The following is a 24473-nucleotide window of genomic DNA, read 5'->3' on the forward strand; positions in this document are numbered from 1 at the left end:
TTCCAGGGATTATTATGCCTATTTCATATGCACCAGACGACCCCCGAGATGTGATGAAGGTGCATATAGACTATTGATCCGGATGGGGTTAAGGTTGGTGTACAAAAGCAAAGAGGAGGAAGCCACATGCAGCGCATCCAAAACAATCAACGAAGCTGGCGGCGTGATTTGCTGAGAGACCGTTGGTTATATGTAATGCTGTTACCCGGCATTATTTATTTTCTAGTCTATAAGTACTTACCCATGTGGGGCGTGATCATTGCCTTTCAAAACTATTCCCCTGCACTGGGCATTCTGGACAGCGCCTGGGTCGGACTGAAGCACTTCAATCGATTGTTCTCCGAGCCTACCTTCTGGCAGCTGTTCCGCAACACCTTATTGTTGTCGCTGTACCAGATCGTCTTCTTCTTCCCGATTCCGATCATTCTCGCTCTCATGCTGAATGAGCTGAAGAATCAGGTGTTCAAGCGATTCGTACAGACGATCATCTACATTCCGCACTTTGTATCCTGGGTCGTTATCGTCGGTATCAGTTATTTGTTCCTCACACCTGAAGGCGGTTTCATCAATGAAGCCATCGCAGCAACGGGGAATGACAAGGTCAACTTCCTGATGAGTGAAGACTGGTTCAGAACGCTTCAAATTGGCCAGGTCATCTGGAAAGAAGCTGGATGGGGTACGATCATCTTCCTGGCCGCCTTGGCCGGTGTCGATCCTCAGCTGTATGAAGCAGCCCGGATGGACGGTGCAAACCGCTGGAGACAGCTGTGGCACATTACACTGCCTGCGCTGAAGAGCACCATCATTATCCTGTTTATCCTGAGACTTGGCGATATTCTGGAGCAAGGCGCTGAGCATATCTTGCTCTTGCTCAACGCACTCAACCGTCAAGTTGGTGAAGTTTTTGACACATATGTCTACACGGTGGGCTTGCTGCAAGGTAACTTCAGTTACAGCGCCGCGGTCGGACTATTCAAATCACTCGTCGGCCTGATCCTCGTACTTGTTGCGAATTATACAGCCAAGAAGGCAGGCGAAGAGGGGGTGTTTTAGATCATGTCTAACAGTGCAATGAAAGAAACCGCAGGTGAAAAGGCGTTTGACTGGGTCAATATGTTTCTATTGCTCGTCATTTCACTAGTCATGCTGTTCCCGTTCATTTACATTACGGCCTTGTCCTTCTCCGATGAGAAGAGCATTGCCGAGGGTGGATTGATCCTGTTTCCCAAGGGCTTCTCTCTAGCCGCCTATAAATACATCTTCTCGACAGACACTCTGATGCAGGGTCTCTATAACTCGATTCTGATCACCGTCGGCGGAACCATCGTCAACCTGGTCATGACGAGCCTGATGGCTTACCCGCTTTCGAAGGTACATCTGAGAGGACGTAAACTGATCCTGATGTTCGTGGTATTCACCATCCTGTTCAGCGGTGGCTTGATCCCGACGTTCCTCGTGGTAAAATGGACCGGACTGCTTGACAGCCTATGGTCGGTTATCATCCCGACCTCGATCAGTGCCTTCTATCTGATCATTCTCAAGAACTTTTTCCAGCAAATTCCGGATGGACTTGAAGAATCCGCCAAGATTGACGGCGCCAACGACCTGGTCGTGCTCGTTCGTATCGTCCTGCCGTTGTCTTTGCCGGCTATGGCTACCTTCGCGCTGTTCTATGCGGTCAGTCACTGGAACATGTACTTCCAGGCAATCCTGTACATTAGCGATAACACCAAGTGGCCGATTCAGGTGCTCCTGAGACAGATTGTTATCCTGTCCCAAAGCTCCGTAGGCTCAAGCTCATCCCTGGATGAAACGGTGCTTCCACCACAGTCCATCAAAATGGCCGTAATCGTGTTTGCAACGATTCCGATCATGCTCGTGTATCCGTTTTTACAGAAGCATTTTGCCAAAGGCGTCATGCTTGGCTCTGTGAAGGGCTAAATAGATAAGGGAGGTTATGTTCATGAAAAAGAAAGGTAAAGTTTTCAGCTTGTTGTCCACTGCGTTACTTGTTGGCGTTGTAGGCTGCAGTAACGGAGGCTCCACAGCCAACGAGGGTAACGGCACGAATGCCGATTCTGACAAGCCATTTGAAATGAGCCTGCTGTTCCACTATGAGACGGAGCCGCCAAAGAATGACTCCGACATCATGAAGATGATCGAAGAGTACACCAACACCAATATTGACGTTCAATCGGTTCCATCTTCAACCAGCGCAGAGAAGTTCAACGTTACTGTCGCTTCCGGCAACTTCCCGACTGCGATCAAAACGTTCTACGAAGTACCGGTTGTCAACGCGATCAAAACCGGCGTGTTCTGGGAAATCGGTCCTTACCTGAAAGACTACCCGAACCTGTCTGCGATCAACCCGCAGGTGTATGACAACATGAAGGTTCAAGGTAAAATTTATGGCGTTCCATCCGTTCGTGACTTGGCGCGGAACACCATGACGTACCGTAAAGACTGGCTGGAAAAGCTCGGTCTGCCAGAGCCAACGACCATCGACGAGTTCTACAACATGCTTAAAGCGTTCACAACTCAGGATCCGGACGGTAACGGCAAAGACGATACCTACGGCCTGATCGAAAATAACGCACTGTTCAACATGGATATGATCACCGCTTACTTCGGTGCACCGAACCAGTGGGGCGTGGAAGATGGCAAGCTGATTCCATCCTTCCAAACCGAAGCCTATATGGAGGCGCTGCAATTCTACCGCAAGCTGTTTGACGAGAAGATCATTAACCAGGACTTCCCGATTACATCCCGTGATAACTGGTTCAAGCTGTGGGATTCCGGTAAAGCCGGCACCATGCGCCAGGTAACCAGCACAGCGGTAGCTCGCGAACGCGGTGCTCAGAAGGTAGATCCGAATGCGAAGGTCGATATGGTTTCCTTGCTTGAAGGACCACGCGGCACTGCGATCTACTCCGAAGCAGGGAACAACGGCTTCTTCCTGATCTCCAAGTCTGCGGTGAAAACCGAAGAGGATCTGAAGAAGGTGCTGGAATTCTTCGACAAGCTGATGGATGAAGAAATGTCCAACCTCTTCTACTGGGGTCTGGAAGGTCAAACCTACACCGTTACGGATGGTAAAGCTCAGCATACCGACAAAGAAGCTTTTGACAGAATGCTCTCCCCTTACACCCAGCTGGCTGTAGGCAAGCTGATCGACAACGCGACACCAGGCGTGCTGCAGCCACTGGAGCAGCAAGCACTGGATATGAACAAAGAGAACGAAGCGGTCGCTCTGGCGAACCCGGCCCTGACTCTGGATTCCGAAACGAATACCGAGAAAGGTGCACAGCTGATGAAGATTATCGAGGATGCCCGCATCAAGTTTATCCTGGGTGAAATCGACGAAGCCGGCTGGCAGGCTGCTGTAGATCAATGGAAGAAAGACGGCGGTCAGCAAATCATGGATGAATTCACTGCCGCTTACAATGAAGTGAACAAGTAAGCTTCCTTCTAGCTTACACGAAATACCGGTCCCGCTTTGGCGGGGCCGGTATTTTTGTGTTTGAGCTCCACAGACCTCAATAATCATAAGCTTGTAGTCATGTAAGCGCAATCAATTTGTCAAGAGGAAGCGCTATCATTTATATAATCATTATCTGTACAGATCCATGTAAACCCTTTCATATCAAGGCTTTTCACCGCTCCATTTCCCATCTTTATCATGATATGTCTCTTTTCCAATATGCATTATAACACTTGCAAGGTGTGCGGAAGATGTACATAGACTGTAGAGCTAACTGCGTTTAACGTGATATACAACAGGAAACAGCAGGCGGTTCTAAGCGGCACATCCGGTACCATAGGATGAAGCGGCCGACACCACCTCAGACTCATCTTCAATGCTGTGACCTGATCTGCTTACCAATAGAATAGGGAGGTCATGTTCATGAAAAAGAAAGGTAAAGTGTTCAGTTTGTTATCCACGGCTATGCTTGTTGGCGTTGTAGGCTGCAGCGACGGTGGCTCCACCGCCACCCCGTCCAACAACACCACCCCGGATCCCGGTTCCGGCACTGAGAAAACGGCGGAGCCTGAAAAGCCATTTGAAATGAGCCTGCTGTTCCACTATGAGACGGAGCCGCCAAAGAATGACTCCGAAATCATGAAGATCATCGAAGAGTATACCAACACCAATATTGACGTTCAATCGGTTCCATCTTCGACCGGCGCAGAGAAGTTCAACGTTACTGTCGCTTCCGGCAACTTCCCGACTGCGATCAAAACGTTCTATGATGTACCGGTTGTCAATGCGATCAAAACCGGCGTGTTCTGGGAAATCGGTCCTTACCTGAAAGACTACCCGAACCTGTCTGCCATCAACTCGCAGGTGTATGACAACATGAAGGTTCAAGGTAAAATTTATGGCGTTCCATCCGTTCGTGACTTGGCACGGAACACCATGACGTACCGTAAAGACTGGCTGGAAAAGCTCGGTCTGCCAGAGCCAACAACGGTGGATGAATTTTACAACATGCTGAAAGCGTTCACAACCCAGGATCCGGACGGTAACGGCAAAGACGATACCTACGGCCTGATCGAAAATAATGTACTGTTCAACATGGATCTGATCACCGCTTACTTCGGTGCACCGAACCAGTGGGGCGTGGAAGATGGCAAGCTGATTCCATCCTTCCAAACCGAAGCCTATCTGGAGGCGCTGCAATTCTACCGCAAGCTGTTTGACGAGAAGATCATTAACCAGGACTTCCCGATTACATCCCGTGATAACTGGTTCAAGCTGTGGGATTCCGGTAAAGCCGGCACCATGCGCCAGGTAACCAGCACAGCTTTAGCTCGCGAACGCGGTGCACAGAAGGTAGATCCGAATGCAAAGGTCGATATGGTTTCCTTGCTTGAAGGACCACGCGGCACTGCGATCTACTCCGAAGCAGGCAACAACGGCTTCTTCCTGATCTCCAAGTCTGCGGTGAAAACCGAAGAGGATCTGAAGAAAGTGCTGGAATTCTTCGACAAGCTGATGGATGAAGAAATGTCCAACCTCTTCTACTGGGGTCTGGAAGGTCAAACCTACACCGTTACGGACGGTAAAGCTCAGCATACCGACAAAGAAGCCTTTGACAGAATGCTGTCCCCTTACACCCAGCTGGCTGTAGGCAAGCTGATCGACAACGCGACACCAGGCGTGCTGCAGCCACTGGAGCAGCAGGCACTGGATATGAACAAAGAGAACGAAGCGGTGGCTCTGGCGAACCCGGCCCTGACTCTGGATTCCGAAACGAATACCGAGAAAGGTGCACAGCTGATGAAGATTATCGAGGATGCCCGCATCAAGTTTATCCTGGGTGAAATCGACGAAGCCGGCTGGCAGGCTGCTGTAGATCAATGGAAGAAAGACGGCGGTCAGCAAATCATGGATGAATTCACTGCTGCTTACAATGAAGTGAACAAGTAAGCTTCCTTCTAGCTTACACGAAAGACCGGTCCCGCTTTGGTGGGGCCGGTTTTTTGGCGTGCAGGGATGCTCTGCATGCTGATCTGTCTATAATCATCATCTCGACAAGTGACGCAGAGCGCGCAGCCACAGGCTTTCCAACGCTTTTTCACCCAAGGAAGGGATTATTATATGTAATTTCTAATATGCACCAGAATACCCTCTAGATGTGATAAATGTGTACATAGACGTCCGTACGAGATGCATTTAAAGTGAATGTACCTACAGGAAAAAGGAGGGAATCTATGCACCTGAAGTTCTCGCGGCGCAGCTGCTGATCTGATCTCTTAGGGTCTCTTCTGCGATGCCCCTTTGCTCATTCACCATTATAGGGAGGTTATTTTATGAAAAAGAAAACGAAAGTATTCACTTTATTATCTACCGCCGTCCTGGTTGGTGTTGTCGGCTGCAGTAATGGCGGCTCTTCAGCCACACCAGCCAAGGCCCCCGATCCGAGTTCAGCCGAGCCCTTTGAGTTGAGCCTCCAGTTTCACCATGAGTCCCAAGTGCCGGAGAATGATTCCAGAATTTTGAAAATGATCGAAGAATACACCAACACCAACATTAACGTCATCGGCGTCCCTTCTTCAAGTAACACCGAGAAGTTTAGCGTTACCGTGGCCTCGGGCAACTTCCCTTCCGCGATCAAAGCTTTTTATGAAGTGCCGGTGGTCAATGCGATAAAGAGCGGTGTATTCTGGGAGATCGGCCCTTATCTGAAGGATTACCCGAACCTGTCTGCGATCAAGCCGCAGGTCTATGACAACCTGAAGGTTCAAGGCAAAATTTACGGGATTCCGTCGGTCCGCGATTTAGCCCGAAACACCATCACTTACCGGAAAGACTGGCTGGAAAAGCTCGGACTGCCAGAACCAGCCACCGTCGATGAGTTTTACAATATGCTGAAGGCGTTTACAACGCAGGATCCGGACGGCAACGGCAAGGATGACACCTATGGCTTGATCGAGAGCAACTCCCTGGCCAACTTTGATATGATTGCCGGTTTCTTTGGCGCCCCGAATCAATGGGGCGTAGAGGACGGCAAGCTGATTCCCTCCTTCCAGACCGAAGCCTATTTAGAAGCGCTGCAATTCTACCGGAAGCTGTTTGACGAGAAAATTATTAATCAGGATTTCCCGATTACGTCTTACGAGAACTGGTTCAAGCTGTGGGATACCGCGAAAGCGGGCGCCATGAAGCAGGTAACCACGGTAGCGCTCCATCGTGAGCGTGGTGCACAGAAGATCGATCCGGACGCGAAGGTCGGCATGGTTTCCTTGATTGAGGGACCGCGCGGCACTCAGATCTTTTCCGAGAGCGGCAGCAACGGCTTCTTCCTGATCTCCAAGTCTGCCGTCAAAACAGAAGAAGAGCTGAAGAAAGTGCTGGACTTCTTCGACAAGCTGATGGACGAAGAGATGTCCAACATTTTCACCTGGGGTATTGAAGGCGAAACCTATGCCATCAAGGACGGAAAAGCAGAGCACACGGACAAAGAGGGCTTCTCCAGATTGATGTCTCCATACACGCAGCTTTCCGTAGGTATGCTTACTGAAAACGCTACCCCTGGTGTGCTGCATCCCCTGGAGCAATTAGCTTTGGATATGAATAAGGAAAACGAAGCGGTGGCTGTAGCCAATCCCGCCCTGACCCTGGATTCCGAGACGAATACCGAGAAGGGTGCGCAGCTGAAGAAGATCATTGAGGATGCCCGTGTCCGATTCATACTGGGTGAGATTGATGAAGCCGCCTGGCAGGCTGCTATTGATCAGTGGAAAAAAGACGGCGGTCAGCAAATTATGGACGAATTCACCGCGGCTTATAACGCAAGTAATAAATAAGCTTTATGATCTCAAATGCCAGCCCCGCTTTGACGGGGCTGGTTTTTTGGCGTGCAGGGATGCTCTCTGCAAGCTGCTGCAGCCCAAGCTTGTGCGGGGTCCATAAACGGCAGCATATTTTTCCCCATCGGGCTGTATAATGATATGATAAGGTGCTGTTTCATGAAGAATACGTAATAAGTGCGAAAATTGTCGAGACAAAAGCGAGCTTTTTCGTTATCATGAAAACATGATCAAGACATCTAGGCAGCATGATTTAAATCATAAGCATTTTTTGCTTCGTGGCTGTTTCAGTGACCTCTGTGGTGACTAATAGTATTTATCTAGAAAGAAGAGAAATGAAGAGCATGATTTCATGCCTGACAGGAGGCCTTTATGAAGCAGCAACAACCTCAGCATTCCCTGGCCTCGGACAAGACCGAGCGCTTTTCGTCCCGGGGCTTTATCCTGGCTGCCATCGGCAGCTCGGTCGGCCTCGGCAACATGTGGAAGTTTCCATATATTACGGGAGAGAACGGCGGGGCAGCATTCTTCCTGCTGTTTATTCTCTGTCTCGTGCTGGTCGGTCTGCCTGTGCTGGTCGCAGAGCTTTCCATCGGCCGTACCGGACGCGGCAGCGCCGCCTCCTCGTATAGTAAGGCCGGCGGGCCCAAGGCATTCCGTTTCTTCGGACTGCTGCAGGTGCTGGCACCCTTTCTGATCCTGTCCTTTTATTTCATCATCGCCGGCTGGACGGTGCACTACGCTGTGCTCTCCTTTAGCGGCGAGCTGTTCCAAAGTACGGACTTTGATGGACAATTTGGCGGCTTCGTCAGCGGCTATATGCCATTGGTGTGGCACGTTGTTGTCATGGCGTTAACCGCGCTGATCGTCATTAAAGGCATTGCCGGCGGCATTGAAAAATTCAATAAGGTGCTGATTCCCGCCCTTATCGTGCTGCTCATCATCCTGATGATCCGGGCATTGACCTTGCCGGGCGCTGCAGAAGGCGTCTCCTTCTTCCTGAAGCCCGACTTCTCGCGGCTCTCTGCCGAGGCTGCGCTCGTAGCGCTTGGGCATGCCTTCTTCTCCCTCTCTCTCGGGATGGGAATTATGCTGACCTTCGGCGCGTATATGGATAAGCGCCAATCTATGGGCTCGGCCAGTGCAGCCATTGGCGCCGGGGATCTCATCTATGCTTTTATTGCCGGCCTGATCGTATTTCCGACGATCGCTTCCTTCGGCATTGCGCCGGACAGCGGACCGTCTCTGGTATTTAAGGCTCTTCCGGCTGCGTTCTCCGCAATGCCGCTGGGTTCCTTCTTCGGAGGCTTGTTCTTCATTCTGCTCGCCTTTGCAGCACTAACCTCGACGGTATCACTGCTGGAGGTACCGGTTTCGTATACCATGGAGCGTCTGCGGATGAAAAGAACGCCCGCCGTGCTGCTGGTCTCGGCGCTTGTTCTGCTGGTGAGCCTGCCGTCACTGCTCTCCTTCGGACTGTCGGAGCTGTTTACGAATCCGGGCGGCAAATCATTTTTTGACTGGCTCGACTTTATCGCTTCCAATGTCCTGCTGCCGATTGGCGGACTTGCAACGACGATTTATGTCGGCTATTTCTGGAAAGGCGCGTCTGAAGCCGCAGGGCTTCGGGCAGGCTGGTTCAAGATATGGCTGTTTATGATGCGCTATGTCGCTCCCGTGCTTATGCTGCTGGTCCTGCTGCACTCCTCCGGCATCCTCACACTGAACGATTAAACGCTCTACATGGAAATCATGAGAAGAAGACCGTACCCGCAAGACGCCAGCGTCCTGAGGTACGGTCCTTTGTTATGCCTGAACATGTTCCGCATGGAGATATCTATTTCACCCACTTGTGCAGCAGAGGTCCTTCTTCGCCGAAGACGGGGTCCTGGTCAGGGATCGGCACGTTCTGAATTTCGGAGATGGACTGTGCCCGCTGCGCGGGATCACGCTTGCGCAGATTTGGAGAGGCTCCGTTCGGATAAGCACCCGTGACCTCAAAGTCAAAGCTGCTCTCCAGCTTCTTGTGCGCTACACCTGCCGGAATGACAAGCACGTCGCCCTCCAGAAGCTCCAGCCGCTGTCCGGCGTCTCCACCGACCAGCACTGTAGCGCTGCCGGCTTTCACGCCCAGCACTTCATGAGTATTGCTATGGTAGTGATGCTCCTCATAGATCCCGCCACTCCAGCTCCCGCTCCAGCCGTGGCGTTTAAAGGCTGCATCCATACTGAGCGCTCCGTCCTGGAACACGCCCTTATAAACCATCACCGGCAGCTCGGGATGATTCGGGACTTCTCCATCATCATGCACATAAAACGATTGAATCGGTGTATCCATGTCTACTCGCTCCTTTGCCTTAAAGTTGGTTATGCCCTACCTGTACCCGGATGCTGTTCATGTTAAACGAGAAAAAGCATTCCCTCCCCCTTTCCCAAAGCCTCCTTGCTAAGTGCTATTACGAGCAGGACAGCGGTCTTGGCAATCTGTTCGGGTTGCCATGTCATGTTTGCCTTTTGAGCGAGCGGGTATAGGTCATGTGAGCATGTTTCTTAAAGAACAGGAGGACGTTAATCTTACATGGAACTCAATCCGGTACTTGTAGCCTTCGTCATTCTTGGCATTCTGCTGGCCGCCGGGCATGCACTGAGAGTCAGGTCCGGTCCGCTGCAGCGTTATTTCATTCCCGCCTCGTTAATCGCCGGCCTACTTGGCCTGCTGCTGGGGAAAGATGTGCTCGGTCAGGGCGCCTCGCTGCTGGGCCTGTCCGCGCTGTCCGGGGGATTGTATTCGGAGGATGTCCTGCAAGTGATGACGGGGATTACGGACATTTCGATCACCTTGATTTTTGCCGCGTTGTTTCTGGGGAAGCCTATTCCCCGCCTGAAAAAAATGTGGAACCAGGCCGGGCCCCATCTATCCTACGGCATGACGATCGGCTGGGGACAGTATGTACTGGGGCTGCTGTTATTCCTGCTTATTCTTGGTCCTTTATTTGATATCAGTCCGCTGGCGGGAGCCTTGATTGAAATCAGCCTGCAGGGCGGAACCGGTACGGCGGCAGGCCTGCGCAGCACCTTCGAAAGCCTCGGCTTCCCGGAGGGCGTGGACATCGCGATGGGCCTGTCTGCCTCCAGCATTATTCTGGGACTGGTCACGGGCGTGCTGTTTGTGAACTACACTGTCCGCAAGGGCTACACCTCTCATGCCAAAAAAGCAGAGGATCGCACACAGGCTGAGAAAGAAGGGCGCTTCGAGGAGGAGCATATCCCTGCGGCTGAAAAAACAACCCGCGCTGAAGCCATGGACTCCCTGACCGCCAATCTCGTGGCCGTATTTCTGGCCATTGGGGCCGGGATGCTGCTGCAGCAGAGTCTCGTATGGCTGGAGCAGGTCACCTGGGGCAGTGCCTACGAGGTTTACATTGTGAAGCATATTCCGCTGTTTCCATTGGCGCTGGTGGGAGGCGTGCTCGTGCAGTGGGTGTACGGCCGCTTTCTCCCTTTTCCGCTCATCGACCGGGGCATGATGCTTCGTATTCAGGGCGTCGCTCTGGATCTCATGATCGTCTCCGCCATTGTCTCCATCTCGCTGTCGCAAATCGGCCAGCATATTTTCGTATTTCTCATTCTGCTGCTGTTTGGCCTTGGCTGGAATTGGTTCGGAATCTTTGTTATCGCCAAAAAAATGATGCCCGACCACTGGGCCGAGCGCTCCGCCCTGGAATACGGACAGTCCACCGCGATGACGACGACGGGACTTTTACTGCTGCAGATGGTCGATCCGGAGAAAAAAACGCCGGCCTTTGACAGCTTTGGGTACAAGCAGGTCATCTTTGAGCCGTTTCTCGGCGGCGGCCTGTTCACTGCGGCTTCCATGCCGCTGATCGCCGCCTTCGGTCCGGTGCCGGTGCTTATTAGCGCAGCACTGCTCATGGTCATCTGGGGCGCGCTGGGCATCTTCTATTTCGGCAAAGGATCTGGAGCATCCCGGCCTGACGCGTAAGGACGAGACAGCCCAAAGACCGCCTTGGCCATCTGCCATAGGCGGTCTTGTCATGTCGAGAGGCTCTAGCTCTGCAAACTCCGGGCCGCAGCCTGAATGGCAGAGATGACCTGGTCGCACCAGGCGTCAAAGGCTTCATCGGATGGCTGGAGCTCCTCGTGCTCCAAAATATGAGCTACCGTCTCCCGAATTCCTTGATCCAGCCGGGTCGTTGCCGCAAAGCCTGGAACGAGTCGTTTGAGCTTGCTATTATCGAAGACGACGGAATTCGCCTTATCCCCCAGCAGAGAGCCTTGGAACTCCAGGTCGCAGGCAGCAAGGAAATGAGAGGATATGTGAACCGCGTGCAGCTTGACGCCCAGCGCATCCGCAATCATTTCATAAATTTGATTCCAGGTGACCGTTTCATCAGACGTAATATGAACGGCCTCCCCGATCGCGTGAATATTGCCCATAAGCCCGATAAAGCCCTTTGCAAAATCACGGTTGTGCGTCATGGTCCACAGGGACGTTCCGTCTCCATGAATAATGACCGGCTTGTCCTCCAGCATGCGCTTCGCAACCTGCCACGAGCCTTTGCTTCCATGCACGCCCAGCGGGAGCGCGCGCTCATCGTAGGTATGGCTGGGCCGGACAATAGTGACCGGAAAGCCGTGCTCCCGATATTGCTTGATCAGATATTCTTCACAAGCGATCTTGTTGCGGGAATATTCCCAATGCGGATTAGATAATGGAGTGCCTTCTGTAATGAGATAATGCGAGAGCGGCGTCTGATAGGCCGAGGCAGAGCTGATGAATATAAACTGCTTGGTTTTGCCCCGAAACAGACGATAATCCCGTTCAACGTCTGACGGATGGAACGCAATGAAGTCCGCAACCACATCAAACTCCAGCTCTTGGATCAGCCCGCGTACATGGTCTTCATCATGAATATCACCTTGAAGAAGGCGTGCTCCCTCCGGCAGCTGGTCGTTGCGGTTGCCCCGATTCAGTAGATACAGCTCACAGCCCTGCTCCAGCAGGGAAGTGGTGATCGCCGAGCTAATCGTTCCGGTACCTCCGATAAACAGTGCTTTCATTCGTTTGCACCTCCGAGTCATATATACAGAAAGACCCTCTCCGCTCTAGGAGAGGGTCTTATGCTTTACGATAGCATGTGTGCCGTATGAACTCAAATATAAGGCTGGATGCTGTTAAGGTCTAAGCTTGAACTTCCTGGATCTCAAAATTCGGCAAAGGATCTTGTAACAGGCTCCAGTCCGCACCCATTTCTTCCTCTGTCAAAAGGCAGCGATCCAGGGAATCCGTCAGCTCCTTGACCGGCATATCTATGCCGATCAATACGATTCGCGTCGAGCGATCCCCCCATACCTCATCCCAGCCCTGAAAGGCTTCCGGCTCTTCCGCACGCAGCAGCTCCTGCTCCTCCACAGGAAGCGCAGCAATCCAGTGCCCGGCAGGGCCGATCCGAATGGAAGGTCCCGCTTGGGAAATGCTCGTAGCCATATCAGGGCGTGTAGCCAGCCACATATTCCCCTTGGCCCGCACCACATCCTCAGAGAAGTTCTCCAGCCATTCCAGCAGGCGCTCCGGATGAAACGGCCGGCTGCGGTCATAGACGAAGGAGGAAATTCCGTATTCTTCGGTCTCAGGAGTGTGGCTTTCCTTCTGCAGCTCCTGAATCCACCCCGCAGACTGGCTGACCTCTTCAAAATCGAAGAGATTCGTATTCAGAATTTCATGAATATCTACTTTACCGTGAGCACTGCGTACCCGCTTCGCCTTCGGCTGCAGCTTGGAAAGCACTCCTTCCAGCCGTTGCAGCTCAGACTCCTCCACCAGATCGCATTTGTTCAGTATCAGTACATCGCAGAATTCAACCTGATCGATAAGCAGATCGACCACATCCCGCAGATCATCCTCACCGGTGGCCTGCTGGCGGTCCAGCAGACTCTCCCCGGAAGAGAAATCATGCCAGAAGCGATAAGCATCTACGACAGTAACCATGCAATCTAGTCGGCACAGCTGTGTCAGATCGATGCCATTCTCATCGTCCACATACGTAAAGGTCTGAGCCACCGGGAGGGGCTCGCCAATACCTGTTGATTCAATGAGAATATAATCAAACCGATTCTCCTTCGCTAACTGGGCTACTTCTTTCAGCAAATCCTCTCTCAGGGTGCAGCAGATGCAGCCGTTGGACATCTCGACAAGCTTCTCCTCCGTCCGCAATAACCCGCCGGAACCCTTAATGAGCTCTGCGTCAATATTGACCTCACTGAGATCATTGACAATGACGGCCACCCGGAGGCCTTCGCGGTTGTTTAGAACGTGATTCAATAATGTGGTTTTGCCGGCTCCCAGGTACCCGCTCAATACCGTTACCGGTATTTTAGGCTGTGACATTATGCTTCAACTCCGTTTATCATTTTCAATCCTAAAGCGTTTAGTGTATTGCTCTAACAAATAACAGAAGGAGCGGTTATGCCCAATCATCCATGAGGAAAGATCGTAGCGGCCCCGTTCCGGTTCGTACGTCACCAGCAGCCGATGCCGCATGCTGTCCATGAGATAGGCCACGAGCCTGCGAGCGGGCTCGGAATCCATCACGGTAATGTAGGCATATAACGAATGCTCCTCCGGTTCATCGGCAAGACTTACGCCCGCGCAGGAAAACTCTGTCTGAACATGGGTGGCTCTGAATTGCTCTAACACCGGAAGCATCTCAGCATCCACATGCACACCGCCGAACAAAGCAAGCCGTTTCTTGCCTTTCTTTGGCTTAGACAGCGAAGCCCATGCAGCCAGCTCCCTCTCTCTCCATTGCCAGAAACGAGAGGGATGCCGACTGAGCAGAACCTCCCCCTCAGAACTCGGCAAATGAGCTGATGTCATCGGGTTTCGCGATGAAGGGTATGCTTTTTCAACCGGGGACTGTACTTTTTCATCTCCAGGCGGCCCGGATGTGTCCGCTTGTTCTTCGTCGTTGTATAGTTCCGATCACCGGTCTCTGTGCAAGCCAAGGTAACAATCACTCTCATGGGTATTCCTCCGTATTGTTTGTTTGTTTATTCGTAAGAATTACGATTAAAGTCATCGTAATGAATTTATCACGGTTTGTCAACAAGAAGGCTTCACAGGATCAGCACCGAAAAATAAACGTTGTTCAACTAATTGTTAGATGAAATAAAATGATTGCCAGTAAACTACCTCGAATTATATGATATGGGCATCAAGAACGATCTATTGAGGAGGATTTGGATTGAAAACAAAATTATTAGTTAAGGTTATGACCACGGCAGCCTTACTCAGTGCTTGTGCATTACCTGCCTACAGCGCATCAGCGAACTTCATGGATATTCAGCATTCATTTGCAAAGGATGCGATTATAGAGCTGACACAGAAAGGCATTCTCAAAGGGAAATCAGAGGATCGATTTGACCCGCAGGCTGAAATCTCGAGGCAAGATTTCGCCATTATTTTGGCTAGAGCGCTTCAACTCGACGTGACTTCCAAGCCGTCCGCACCCACCTTCACTGATGTACCTTCAGGAAACTATGCCTACTCTTATGTGGAGGCTGCCGTCAAGGCCGGACTGCTGCAAGGACAAGGAAACCAAAAATTTGGTTTCGGACAGCAGCTGTCGAGACAGGACATGGCCGTGCTTTTCATTCGTGCTCTCGGTGTTGACGCTCATGGCAAGGGAGAGAATTTGTCTTTTACAGATTCCAGCGAGATTTCCGGTTACGCCAAGGATGCGGTCGGCTTAGCGTCTGAACTTCAGCTGATTCAGGGCAATCCCGATGGTACCTTTAATCCGAAAGGCAGTGCTGACCGGCAGTCGGTCGCTTTGATGTCCAGCCGTTTTCTGAAAACCAAGCAAGAGCTGGACAATGCTGCAACTCCGCCAGCAGAGCTACCCGTACCGCAAAAGCCTGAAGCCCCTATTGGATCTGTCCCTTATATTCCTTCCCCGGCACCGAGCGATCCCAAACCGACCCCACCGGTTGATCGCACTGCCCCCGTGCTCACATTAATATCTGAAACTGCTCTTTCCGTTACATCTCCTATCCAGGTACGCACTTCCGAAGCAGGTACGGTCTATGTTATTTCTGCATCTCAGAATCCTTCTACACGCGAACAGCTTGAAGCTCTTGTTCAAGACACAAAAAAAGCTGCCAAAGCAACGGTCTCCTCGTCTAATGTAGAAACCAGCATTTCAACGAACCGGTTACTCCCCGGAGAGTACAAAGCTATTGCGATAGATGCCGCCGGGAACGTGTCTTCTTCATCTGCAGCCATCACTCTTGTGTTCAACACCACCGAAGCTCTGAATACCCCGATGTTGACCATCGGCGAATCTTTAAATATGTTGACTCTCACGTTCGATGAAGAGCTAGATGCGGCTTACCTTCCGAGCTCAAGCTCCTTTGAACTCTTGAAATATATGAACGGCCAAATTACCGAAGCCGTGGATATTGACCGTATTGAAGTGTCCGGAAATGTAGTTCAGCTTCATATTACAAGTCCGCTTGCACAGGACGACCTTATTATATTGAACTATGGGGCTTCTTTAAATCTTGAGCAAGCTATCCGCAGCCTTAGCGGTAAAACCATCGAAAATTTTAAGAAAATAAACGAATTTGACATCACGATTTCTGCTATTGAGAATATTGCTTTAGAAATAAAAGGGGAACAGGATTCCATTATTATTACTAGTTACCCAAGTAGTAATAATAAGATCGACATTATAAACTTAGTACGTGTATATTATGGATCTGAAGAAGCTTTACCCCAATATGACTCTGTCGAAAATGATTTTAATATTGAATTTCCATACTACAGTAGTCAAGGTTATATTGTTCTTGGCGAGCTTAAAATCACAACCGAGGATTCGGATCTGTTATCCATAACGCCGCCTTACGATGGACCATCCGGGCTTACTATCAGTAGAGCAGCCGCACTCACAGAAGAAGCAACAGCCTCTCTCCAGTTTCAGATTGTTCAGAACGGCGCTGCAACGTCATCCGTAAAGATTCCGGTTACCATTCATCCCGATATGACGGTCACCAGCTCTACCTACAACTCGGCAGCCGGTGAATTTCAATTCCAATTTAGCAAAGCAGTAAGCTCATCAGATCTGAGTGCTACGATCGAATATTCGGCTGATGGAACATTTGACAGCCCGATCACGCTGGATTATGAACAAGATGGTATTATTTCCTTTACAGACGAGTCTATTGTTGGTATTAAGCTGACCGAAGAAGCCCAAAGCCTCCTGTCTTCTTCTCCGAATAGTAAGTTCCGAATTCGCCTCAACAACATGACTGCTGCAGGTCTTCCGGTTATTATGATACCTGTCGATATCTATGCCAACTCCCTTTAAAGCATACGCCTTTCAAGGACGGATACCCGGAGATTATAGGCAGCTGTTGCTTCCCGAGCATCACGTTTACCTCCAGCAGCTGCCAGCAGAGTGTGTCGCTATCGGGATTGCTTGTGGAGAGAAGCCAGCGGCACTTGCCGTTCTCTACAGAGATCCCGGAAGCCCTGAAGGCAAGCTGCAAAGCTTCGTCGTCGCTCCAGCATGGAGACGGCGCGGCCTCGGACGCCAGCTGTACAAGATGCTGGAGAACTGGGCACTACAGCAGCAGCTGAAGCAGATTCACGTGGAATATCTGGCACCTGCAGCCGCCCAGCTTGAAGAAAGCAAGGCGAAACCGGCTGCAGGCTTGCAGGATACCGTCTCGGTGCCAGCCCGCTTCTTGCAGGCCTGCGGCTTTCACATCCCGCAGCCCGGCATATATGTGTGGAAAGGGTCCTTGAAAGAGCTGGTACAGGAGCCCCGCGGGAACAGGCTGCAGCTGACTTCACCCTTTTCGGTCACCCCTTTTTATGAGCTCAACGATATCGAGAGAGCTTCCATAAAGGACAGGGTAGAGCTTCCTTATCCGTCTATTCTTGACCCTTTTACAGAGGAGCATGTCATAGATCAGGAACACAGCCTGATTCTTCGCCAGAACGGAAATATCGCAGGTTGGATTACGGTAGAACGATTTAACAACAATACCGTGCTGCTAAAAACCATGTATGTAAAGGATTCCTGCCGTTCTAAGGGCTGGGGCCTCGTGCTGGCTTTGGAGGCCTGCCGGCTTCTGGAGCGGGAGGGATTGTATGAGAACTGGATAGGCTTCGTGGAAGCAAGTAACCCTCCTATGGCCCGATTGGCCATAAAGCAGCTATCGCCGCTTCATAGTGTGTCGGTAGAAGTCTTGTGGCGTACCTCTAAATCCATCTGAAACATTTAAAGCACAAAGAACGGCCTGCAAAGGGGCCGTTCTTTGTGCTTTATCCAGCTCCAGCAAGAGTCCTACCGGGCTTGCGCTGCTTCCCATTCCGCGATTTCTCTGCGTACTCTTGGCGCTACCTCGGTTCCCAGCAGCTCAATGGCCCGCATCACTTCGTTATGCGGCATGGTGCCCAGCGGAACGTGGAGCAGAAAGCGGGTGATTCCGACCTGCTTGCGCAGGGCGATAATCTTGCTCGCTACCGTGTCCGGGCTTCCTACATACAGGGCGCCCTCCGGGCTTCTAGCGGCGTCGTAAGTGGCACGGCTGTAATGACCCCATCCGCGCTCGCGGCCAATGATATTCATGCCTGCCTGCGTGGGCAGGAAGAACTTCTCCACAGCCTCTTCCTCCACATCGCCCACAAAGCCATGGGAATGCGATGCAACTGTCAGCTTGCCGGGATCATGCCCGGCATGAGCAGCCGCTCTTTGATAGAGCTCTACCAGCGGAGCAAACTGCGCCGGACGGCCCCCGATTATAGCGAGCACGAGCGGCAAGCCCAGCAGTCCTGCACGGACAACCGATTCCTGGTTGCCCCCGCTTCCAATCCATACCGGCAACGGCTGCTGCACCGGGCGCGGGTATACGCCCCGTTCCTGGATCGAGGGACGGAACTTGCCCTCCCATGTAATCGTTTCCGCTTCCCGCAGCTGCAATAGCAGCTGCAGCTTCTCTTCGAACAGCTCGTGATAATCGTCCAGATCGTTGCCGAACAACGGAAATGATTCGATGAAGGAGCCGCGGCCCGCCATAATCTCTGCCCGTCCGTTTGAAAGGCCATCCAGAGTGGCAAAATCCTGAAAGACCCGCACCGGGTCGGCAGAAGACAGCACCGTGACCGCACTCGTCAGCCTAATAGACTTGGTCTGCGTTGCCGCGGCCGCCAGCACGACTGCAGGAGAAGATGCTGCGTAATCTTTACGGTGATGCTCGCCCACGCCGTACACATCCAGGCCGACCTGATCCGCCAGCACAATCTCCTCCACGACCTCCCGGAGGCGCTCGGCATGGCTGATCGTCTCTCCGGTATGCACGTCAGGCAATGTCTCGACAAATGTACTGATTCCAATTTCCATCTGTATTCCTCCTGTTCAAGTCACTTACATCAAGTAAGCTTCTTTATAGATGTTCCTAGTTTGGCGGATTTAACATGGATTATCAAGTCTGTTGCCATTGCAAGGGCTGACCCCGGTATGCCACAATGAAGACGCTTGACGTTGAAGAGGAATGAGGAGGACAACACAACATGAAAACCATAACATTAGGCGCAAGCCAGCTGAAGGTTCCGGCGGTCGCCGTGGGCTGCATGCGGATCAATGCACTAAGTCCCAAGGAAGCCGAAACCTTTGTACAGACCGCGATGGAGCAGGGAGCTCATTTTTTTGACCATGCGGATATCTATGGCGGCGGCGAGTGCGAAGAAATCTTTGCCGATGCCATACATATGAACAGTGACGTGCGCGAACGCATCCTGCTGCAATCCAAATGCGGAATTCGTCCGGGCAGCTTCGACTTCTCTAAGGAGCATATATTGAGCTCGGTAGACGGGATTTTACAGCGCCTGCGTACCGATTATCTGGATGTGCTGCTGCTGCATCGCCCGGACACTCTGGTAGAGCCGGAGGAGGTTGCCGAGGCCTTTGATCAGCTGGAGCGCTCCGGCAAGGTGCGGCACTTTGGCGTATCCAATCAGAATCCGATGCAAATCCAGCTCCTGCAAAAATATGTGAAGCAGCCGCTGGTCGCGAATCAGCTTCAGTTCAGCATAACAAATACAACCATGATTGACAGCGGCTTGAACGTCAATATGGAGAACGAAGCTGCGGTCAACCGCGATGGCAGTGTACTGGATTTTTGCCGACTGCATGACATCACGATTCAGCCGTGGTCTCCGTTCCAGTACGGATTCTTCGAAGGCGTATTCCTGGGAAGTGACAAGTTCCCGGAACTGAACGCAAGGATTGATGAAGTGGCACAGCGCTACAATGTCAGCAGCACGGCCATGGCGATTGCGTGGATTCTCCGCCATCCGGCGGGCATGCAGCCTGTGGTTGGCACGACGAACCTGGAGCGATTGAAGGACTGCTGCGAGGCCGCCGACATCACCATAACCCGGGAAGAATGGTATGACATCTACCGGGCGGCAGGCAATATTCTTCCATAGAGAAGGCCCCTGAATGTACAATAATCCCCCCGCGGGGAACTGCGGGGGGATTAAATATGTTCCAACCTAGCGCAGCCAGGGCTTCCTTCGTGAAGCTCTGGTTTTTGTTGACCCTGTGTCGCTGGCGGCGGCTGGTCATATTGTCATATTCATGTAAAATATGGATGGACAATATCCTGCACAATCTATAAAATAGACTAAAAGTCATGTTTTAAACAATGGTCAATTGGTTTAATAAGTATCGCGTCCTGTAGTCTGAAAGACCCATCTCCTTTTTTAAACATTATATCCAGACAAAGAAGGTTGATCATGACTTATTTAGAACCGTCTCAGCTTCATTGGCCGCTCCTTATTCTCGCTGTATTGTCAAGCCTGCTTGGTACCGCTGTCATTACCTTTGGCATGGTGCCTGGCAAATCGGGGTCTGCTCCAGCCCCTAGATCCAGAAAAGTCATCGCTTCGCCTTCGATGCATCTGATTGTCTGGACCGGCGCGGTAGCCTTCAGCCTGTCTCATATTCTGGTCCCCCTGTCCCTGAACGTTCCTACGGCTACGAGCTACTATATTTTTCATGTGCTGTTTACGCTGGCTGGCTGCTATGCAGCAATGCATTTTGGCGTCTGGTACGCCCGTCTCCCGCGAAGTCGGAGTCATTCGTACTGGACCGCGAGCTTTGCTATGGGAGCGATCATATTAATTTTCGATTACATAAACACGCTATTTCTGTTCCGCAGCTATATCGTATTCCAGCCGCTCATGCTGCTGATGACCGTAGTCATTGTGCTGTCTCTCTGCCTGTGCGTGCTGCGGCTGCTGGCCACCTCGAACCGGAACCGGGAGCTGAAGCTGTACTCGGTAGCAACGATTCCGGGCGTCCTTCTGGTAGCGCTGGCTCTGACCGGCTTTCCGATGCTGACTGCCTTTTCGGTGCTGCCGGTCGGACAGGGGGCTGCCATGGGCGGACTTTCCGTGCTGGTGCCTCATCTCGTAATGATGTTTATTGCGATTGGTATATTTATGATTCCTGACACGATGAGTGTAAGCCGCCAGCTGCAGCAGAATCAGCGGCTGATGGAGGCCGAACAGCATTACATGTCTCTCTTTGAGCATAACCCGGACAGCGTGCTGGCCTTTGACGCTCAAGGACATGTGAGTATGCTTAATCATCAGGGCGAGCTGCTGTCCCGGCGCCTGGGCAAGCCGCTGCTTTCCTCTCCGCTCGTGGATCTGGTGGAGCCCGGCTCCCGCGCAGCGGCTGAAGCCCATTACCGTCAGGTGCTGCAGGGCAAATCGGCTGTCATTGACGTTGAAGCTAAAGCGGCCGACGGCACCCTGCTGACGCTGTGCGTTACCTCCCTTCCTATTATGGTGGAGGGTGTGCTCCGCGGCGCGTACAGCATCATCAAGGATATTACCTCCGCCAAAAAAGACCAGGAAACGATCCTGCAGCTGGCGTATCAGGACGAGCTGACAGGCATGTCCAACCGCCGCTCGTTTCAAAACTTCCTGTCCTCCTGCACTGCGGAGGAAGCCAATCGGCCGTTTGAGGCATTCACGGTCTTCTTCATTGACATGGACCGCTTTAAGCGAGTCAATGACTTGTTCGGACATGCATTCGGGGATGAGGTCATCAAGACCGCGGCCCGCAAGCTCCAGAGCTGTCTTCCTCCAGAAGGCACCATCGCGCGCATGGGCGGTGATGAATTCACGGTGCTCGTCCCAGAGCTCTCCGCCAAAGAAGACATCGAGGCTGTTGGCAGACGCTTTGTAGAGGAGTTCGTGCAGCCTTTTCATGTCGGCCATCTTACGGTCAAGCTGTCGGCCTCTGTCGGCATTGCCCGCTATCCTGAGGATGGAACCGATGCCGATGCGCTGATCAAGCGGGCCGATGCCGCCATGTATGATGCCAAGCAGAATGGCAGCTCTCAATACCGGTTCTATGATGCACAGCGCGATCAGAGCAGCATTGAACAAATTACGCTGGAGAATGACCTTGAAGGGTCCATTGCCCGGCAGGAAATGCAGCTCTACTATCAGCCCAAGATGGACATGCGGACCGGAGAAATGATCGGGGTGGAGGCTCTGCTGCGCTGGAATCACCCACAGCTGGGCATGGTTTCGCCGGCTCGATTCATTCCGGTCGCGGAGAAGTCGGGATATATTGTGCCTCTGGAGCTCTGGGTGCTCCGCACCGCCATGTCCCAGGTGAAGCAATGGGAGGCTGAAGGCCTGAGCGTCGTTCCGGTCGCGGTGAACATTTCACAGGTGCATTTAATGAAGCCGACCATTTTTGAATCGATTATGGATACCATTACTGAGCTTCAGTTTGACACCGATCTGCTGGAGCTGGAAATTACCGAAAGCGCGATGATGTATAATGAGGAGCACGTTATTCACATTCTGAATGATCTGAGGAAGGCGGGGATCGCCGTATCCATGGATGACTTCGGTACAGGCTACAGCTCGCTCAGTTATTTACAGAGTCTGCCGATTGAATGTCTGAAGATCGACCGTTCCTTTATCAACAAGCTGACCACGGATAAAGACAGCAGAGCCATTGCGGAGATGATTATTTCCATGGCCCGGCAGCTGAATCTCAGCATTGTCGCCGAAGGCGTAGAGACAGAGGATCAGGTAGGGTTACTGAAGGAAATGAACTGCTTCAACGCGCAGGGCTATTTCTACAGCAAGCCGATGCCGCCGGAGGAGCTGGTTCACCAATTTGCACCGCCGTCCCGCGCCAGTTAGAGTAAGACTGCGGAGATCATATAGCAAAGAAGCAGTGGACCAGGGTCACCCCTAGATCCACTGCTTCTTTATGTTTACCGGCAGGTGAACATATCACCCACTCCCTGCCCTCTAATCACGGCTAAAAATCTTGGACAGCAGGCGCAGCATCTCAATATACAGCCATACCAGCGTAACGACAAGGCCGAACGCGCCATACCATTCCATATATTTCGGAGCCCCGCTGCGGGCACCGTTCTCGATAAAGTCAAAGTCCAGCACGAGATTCAGCGCGGCCACGATGACGATCACGACCGAGATCCCGATACCGACCGGGCTGCTCTCATGCAGATAAGGAATGCTGACACCAAAAAAGCCCAGCACCAGGCTCAGCAGATACACCAGTGCAATGCCCCCGGTTGCTGCGATGACGCCCAGCTTGAAGTTCTCCGTAACCTTCACAATCCGCAGTCTGTACACGAGCAGCAGCGCCACGAATACGCCCATGGTCAGCAGAGCAGCCTGCAGGGTAATGCCGTCATAGACATATTCATAGTTTGCAGACAGCGCTCCCAGGAACAAGCCCTCGGATACGGCATAGAGCGGGACAAGAAATGGCGCGGTTCTCGGTACAAAGGATACAATCAGAGCCAGAATAAAGCCGGCAATCAGGCCGCCAATCATGAAAGGGAACACATTCTCCCCGTCAAAATACATCTTCCAGGAGCTAAATGCGCCTGCCAGCAGCAAGACCAAAGTAATCATCGTTCTGTGGACGGTGCCGTCAATGGTCATGACCTTGTCTCCCGCTTGAGACTGCTGCCGCTCAAACGTATTATCGCTTAATGTAGGGTTACCGCTGCGACCTATCAAATGCTGTCACCTCATCTTAATATTGGATTTATTTCTATCATATCACCCCCCTTATTCCCTTGCACCTACTTATTTAGAAGGCACCTCATCAAAGAGTGAAAAAGAGGGTATATGATCATTAGAACGTATGCAGAGAGGAACGTGTATATGAACCAGAAACGCGCTATGATCATTGTCAATCCATCTTCCGGAAAAGAAGAGGCTCCGCGCCGAGTCGTAGAGGTGGAACGTGTGCTGGCGGAGCAAGGCTATGAGGTCCTGATCCAGGAAACGGCGCAGGAGCTTGATGCGACCCGGTACTGCATCTCGGCCTGTACCGAAGCATTTGATCTCGTCGTCTCCATCGGCGGCGACGGAACCCTGCATGAGACGATCAACGGCATGATGAACCAGAGCCACCGACCGCGTCTTGGGCTTGTTCCGCTGGGTACGGTGAATGATTTCGCCCGGGCGCTGTCGATTCCGCTGCGTCCCGAGGATGCGATCCAGACGCTGGCCTCCTCCAAAGTACAGCGGGTAGACATGGGCACGATCAACAATCAGCTGTTTGCCAACGTCGCTGCTGCCGGTGCACTGGCAGAGTCCTTGTCCGCGGTGACCTCCGAGGAGAAATCACGCCTGGGCTCGCTCGCTTATCTGAAAGAGGGACTGAAGGAGCTGGTCAACAGCCATGCGGTGCCCATGACGATCCATTACGATAATCAAGTATGGGAAGGCGAATCTCCATTGTTTCTGGCCGCCTTGACCAATTCGGTGGGAGGATTTGAACGGCTTGCTCCCGAGGCCTCGGTGGACGATGGACTGCTGCATTGCTTTGTCATCAAGGATCTGAACCTGTTCAAGACGATGACCGCCAGCCTCTCGCTGCTATTTGGCAGCCTCAAGAATCATAAGGACGTCCACTACTTCACCGCCAAAAGCGTGACCGTCTCCTCCACAGAGCCGGTTCGCACCAACGTAGACGGCGAAGAAGGGCCGATTCTGCCCATCACGCTCAGCATCCTGCCACGGCATCTGGAGGTGCTGGTGCCGTAAGAAGTTC

19 protein-coding genes are annotated in these 24473 nt (G+C 52.1%); 12 read left to right on the forward strand and 7 right to left on the reverse strand.

The annotated features are described in order from the left end of the window. Nucleotides 1–126 precede the first annotated feature (126 nt). From ACH6EH_RS09065 to ACH6EH_RS09090, 6 genes are all read left to right on the forward strand, one after another. Complete coding sequence (locus ACH6EH_RS09065; protein WP_138227403.1) at nt 127–1053, forward strand: ABC transporter permease; 927 nt, start codon at nt 127–129, stop codon at nt 1051–1053. 3 nt (nt 1054–1056) lie between these two features. Then, nucleotides 1057–1941 carry a carbohydrate ABC transporter permease gene (locus tag ACH6EH_RS09070; RefSeq protein WP_397332046.1) on the forward strand — a complete coding sequence of 295 codons (885 nt, stop codon included), beginning with the start codon at nt 1057–1059 and terminating at the stop codon, nt 1939–1941. A 22-nt stretch (nt 1942–1963) separates the two neighbouring features. Then, complete coding sequence (locus tag ACH6EH_RS09075) at nt 1964–3460, forward strand: extracellular solute-binding protein (RefSeq protein ID WP_397332047.1); 1497 nt, start codon at nt 1964–1966, stop codon at nt 3458–3460. A 444-nt stretch (nt 3461–3904) separates the two neighbouring features. Further along, nucleotides 3905–5431: an extracellular solute-binding protein gene (locus ACH6EH_RS09080; protein ID WP_397332048.1), complete on the forward strand. Its 1527-nt coding sequence runs from the start codon at nt 3905–3907 to the stop codon at nt 5429–5431. Between the two features lie 383 nt (nt 5432–5814). Then, the gene (locus ACH6EH_RS09085) at nt 5815–7311 is read left to right on the forward strand and encodes an extracellular solute-binding protein (RefSeq protein ID WP_397332049.1); all 1497 of its coding nucleotides are present in this window, start codon (nt 5815–5817) and stop codon (nt 7309–7311) included. 375 nt (nt 7312–7686) lie between these two features. Beyond that, nucleotides 7687–9048, forward strand: coding sequence for a sodium-dependent transporter (locus ACH6EH_RS09090; protein WP_138227407.1), 1362 nt, complete (start codon nt 7687–7689; stop codon nt 9046–9048). Nucleotides 9049–9151: 103 nt separating this feature from the next. Here the strand turns inward: ACH6EH_RS09090 and ACH6EH_RS09095 are convergent, their stop codons facing one another. Beyond that, nucleotides 9152–9652, reverse strand: a complete 501-nt coding sequence (locus tag ACH6EH_RS09095) for a cupin domain-containing protein (protein WP_397332050.1) — start codon at nt 9650–9652, stop codon at nt 9152–9154. Between the two features lie 240 nt (nt 9653–9892). Here ACH6EH_RS09095 and ACH6EH_RS09100 point away from each other — a divergent pair, with 240 nt between their 5' ends. Next, nucleotides 9893–11317, forward strand: coding sequence for a sodium/glutamate symporter (locus ACH6EH_RS09100; RefSeq protein WP_397332051.1), 1425 nt, complete (start codon nt 9893–9895; stop codon nt 11315–11317). 65 nt (nt 11318–11382) lie between these two features. On the opposite strand, the gene ACH6EH_RS09105 is transcribed toward ACH6EH_RS09100, so the two are convergent. The 4 genes from ACH6EH_RS09105 to rpmG all read right to left on the reverse strand — a co-directional run bounded on the left by ACH6EH_RS09105 (nt 11383) and on the right by rpmG (nt 14358). Next, nucleotides 11383–12396: an SDR family oxidoreductase gene (locus tag ACH6EH_RS09105; protein ID WP_397332052.1), complete on the reverse strand. Its 1014-nt coding sequence runs from the start codon at nt 12394–12396 to the stop codon at nt 11383–11385. 121 nt (nt 12397–12517) lie between these two features. Then, nucleotides 12518–13723 carry a GTP-binding protein gene (locus ACH6EH_RS09110; protein ID WP_397332053.1) on the reverse strand — a complete coding sequence of 402 codons (1206 nt, stop codon included), beginning with the start codon at nt 13721–13723 and terminating at the stop codon, nt 12518–12520. 6 nt (nt 13724–13729) lie between these two features. Further along, a complete protein-coding gene (locus ACH6EH_RS09115; protein ID WP_397332054.1) occupies nt 13730–14197 on the reverse strand; it encodes a hypothetical protein in 468 nt (155 codons plus the stop codon). A gap of 11 nt (nt 14198–14208) precedes the next feature. Continuing rightward, nucleotides 14209–14358, reverse strand: coding sequence for a 50S ribosomal protein L33 (gene rpmG / locus ACH6EH_RS09120; protein WP_138227413.1), 150 nt, complete (start codon nt 14356–14358; stop codon nt 14209–14211). Between the two features lie 221 nt (nt 14359–14579). On the opposite strand from rpmG, the gene ACH6EH_RS09125 reads away from it, so the two are divergent. Further along, a complete protein-coding gene (locus tag ACH6EH_RS09125) occupies nt 14580–16703 on the forward strand; it encodes an S-layer homology domain-containing protein (RefSeq protein WP_397332056.1) in 2124 nt (707 codons plus the stop codon). Continuing rightward, nucleotides 16687–17616, forward strand: coding sequence for a GNAT family N-acetyltransferase (locus tag ACH6EH_RS09130; protein ID WP_397332057.1), 930 nt, complete (start codon nt 16687–16689; stop codon nt 17614–17616). Before ACH6EH_RS09125 ends, ACH6EH_RS09130 begins: the two co-directional genes overlap by 17 nt. A 71-nt stretch (nt 17617–17687) precedes the next feature. Here the strand turns inward: ACH6EH_RS09130 and ACH6EH_RS09135 are convergent, their stop codons facing one another. Next, nucleotides 17688–18743, reverse strand: a complete 1056-nt coding sequence (locus ACH6EH_RS09135) for an LLM class flavin-dependent oxidoreductase (RefSeq protein WP_397332058.1) — start codon at nt 18741–18743, stop codon at nt 17688–17690. 170 nt (nt 18744–18913) lie between these two features. Here ACH6EH_RS09135 and ACH6EH_RS09140 point away from each other — a divergent pair, with 170 nt between their 5' ends. Next, nucleotides 18914–19831 (forward strand): aldo/keto reductase, encoded by a 918-nt coding sequence (locus ACH6EH_RS09140; protein ID WP_397332059.1) that lies wholly within the window; start codon nt 18914–18916, stop codon nt 19829–19831. 309 nt (nt 19832–20140) lie between these two features. Continuing rightward, the gene (locus tag ACH6EH_RS09145; RefSeq protein WP_397332060.1) at nt 20141–22579 is read left to right on the forward strand and encodes a putative bifunctional diguanylate cyclase/phosphodiesterase; all 2439 of its coding nucleotides are present in this window, start codon (nt 20141–20143) and stop codon (nt 22577–22579) included. 111 nt (nt 22580–22690) lie between these two features. Here ACH6EH_RS09145 and ACH6EH_RS09150 read toward each other — a convergent pair whose 3' ends face one another. Further along, nucleotides 22691–23431, reverse strand: a complete 741-nt coding sequence (locus ACH6EH_RS09150) for a Bax inhibitor-1/YccA family protein (protein WP_397332061.1) — start codon at nt 23429–23431, stop codon at nt 22691–22693. A 147-nt stretch (nt 23432–23578) separates the two neighbouring features. Between ACH6EH_RS09150 and ACH6EH_RS09155 the strand changes: the two genes are divergently transcribed. Continuing rightward, a complete protein-coding gene (locus ACH6EH_RS09155) occupies nt 23579–24466 on the forward strand; it encodes a diacylglycerol/lipid kinase family protein (protein ID WP_397332062.1) in 888 nt (295 codons plus the stop codon). The last annotated feature ends 7 nt before the right edge of the window (nt 24467–24473 follow it).

The sequence above is a fragment of the Paenibacillus sp. JSM ZJ436 genome (genome assembly GCF_044383795.1).
GTDB classification, from domain to species: domain Bacteria; phylum Bacillota; class Bacilli; order Paenibacillales; family Paenibacillaceae; genus Paenibacillus_AQ; species Paenibacillus_AQ algicola.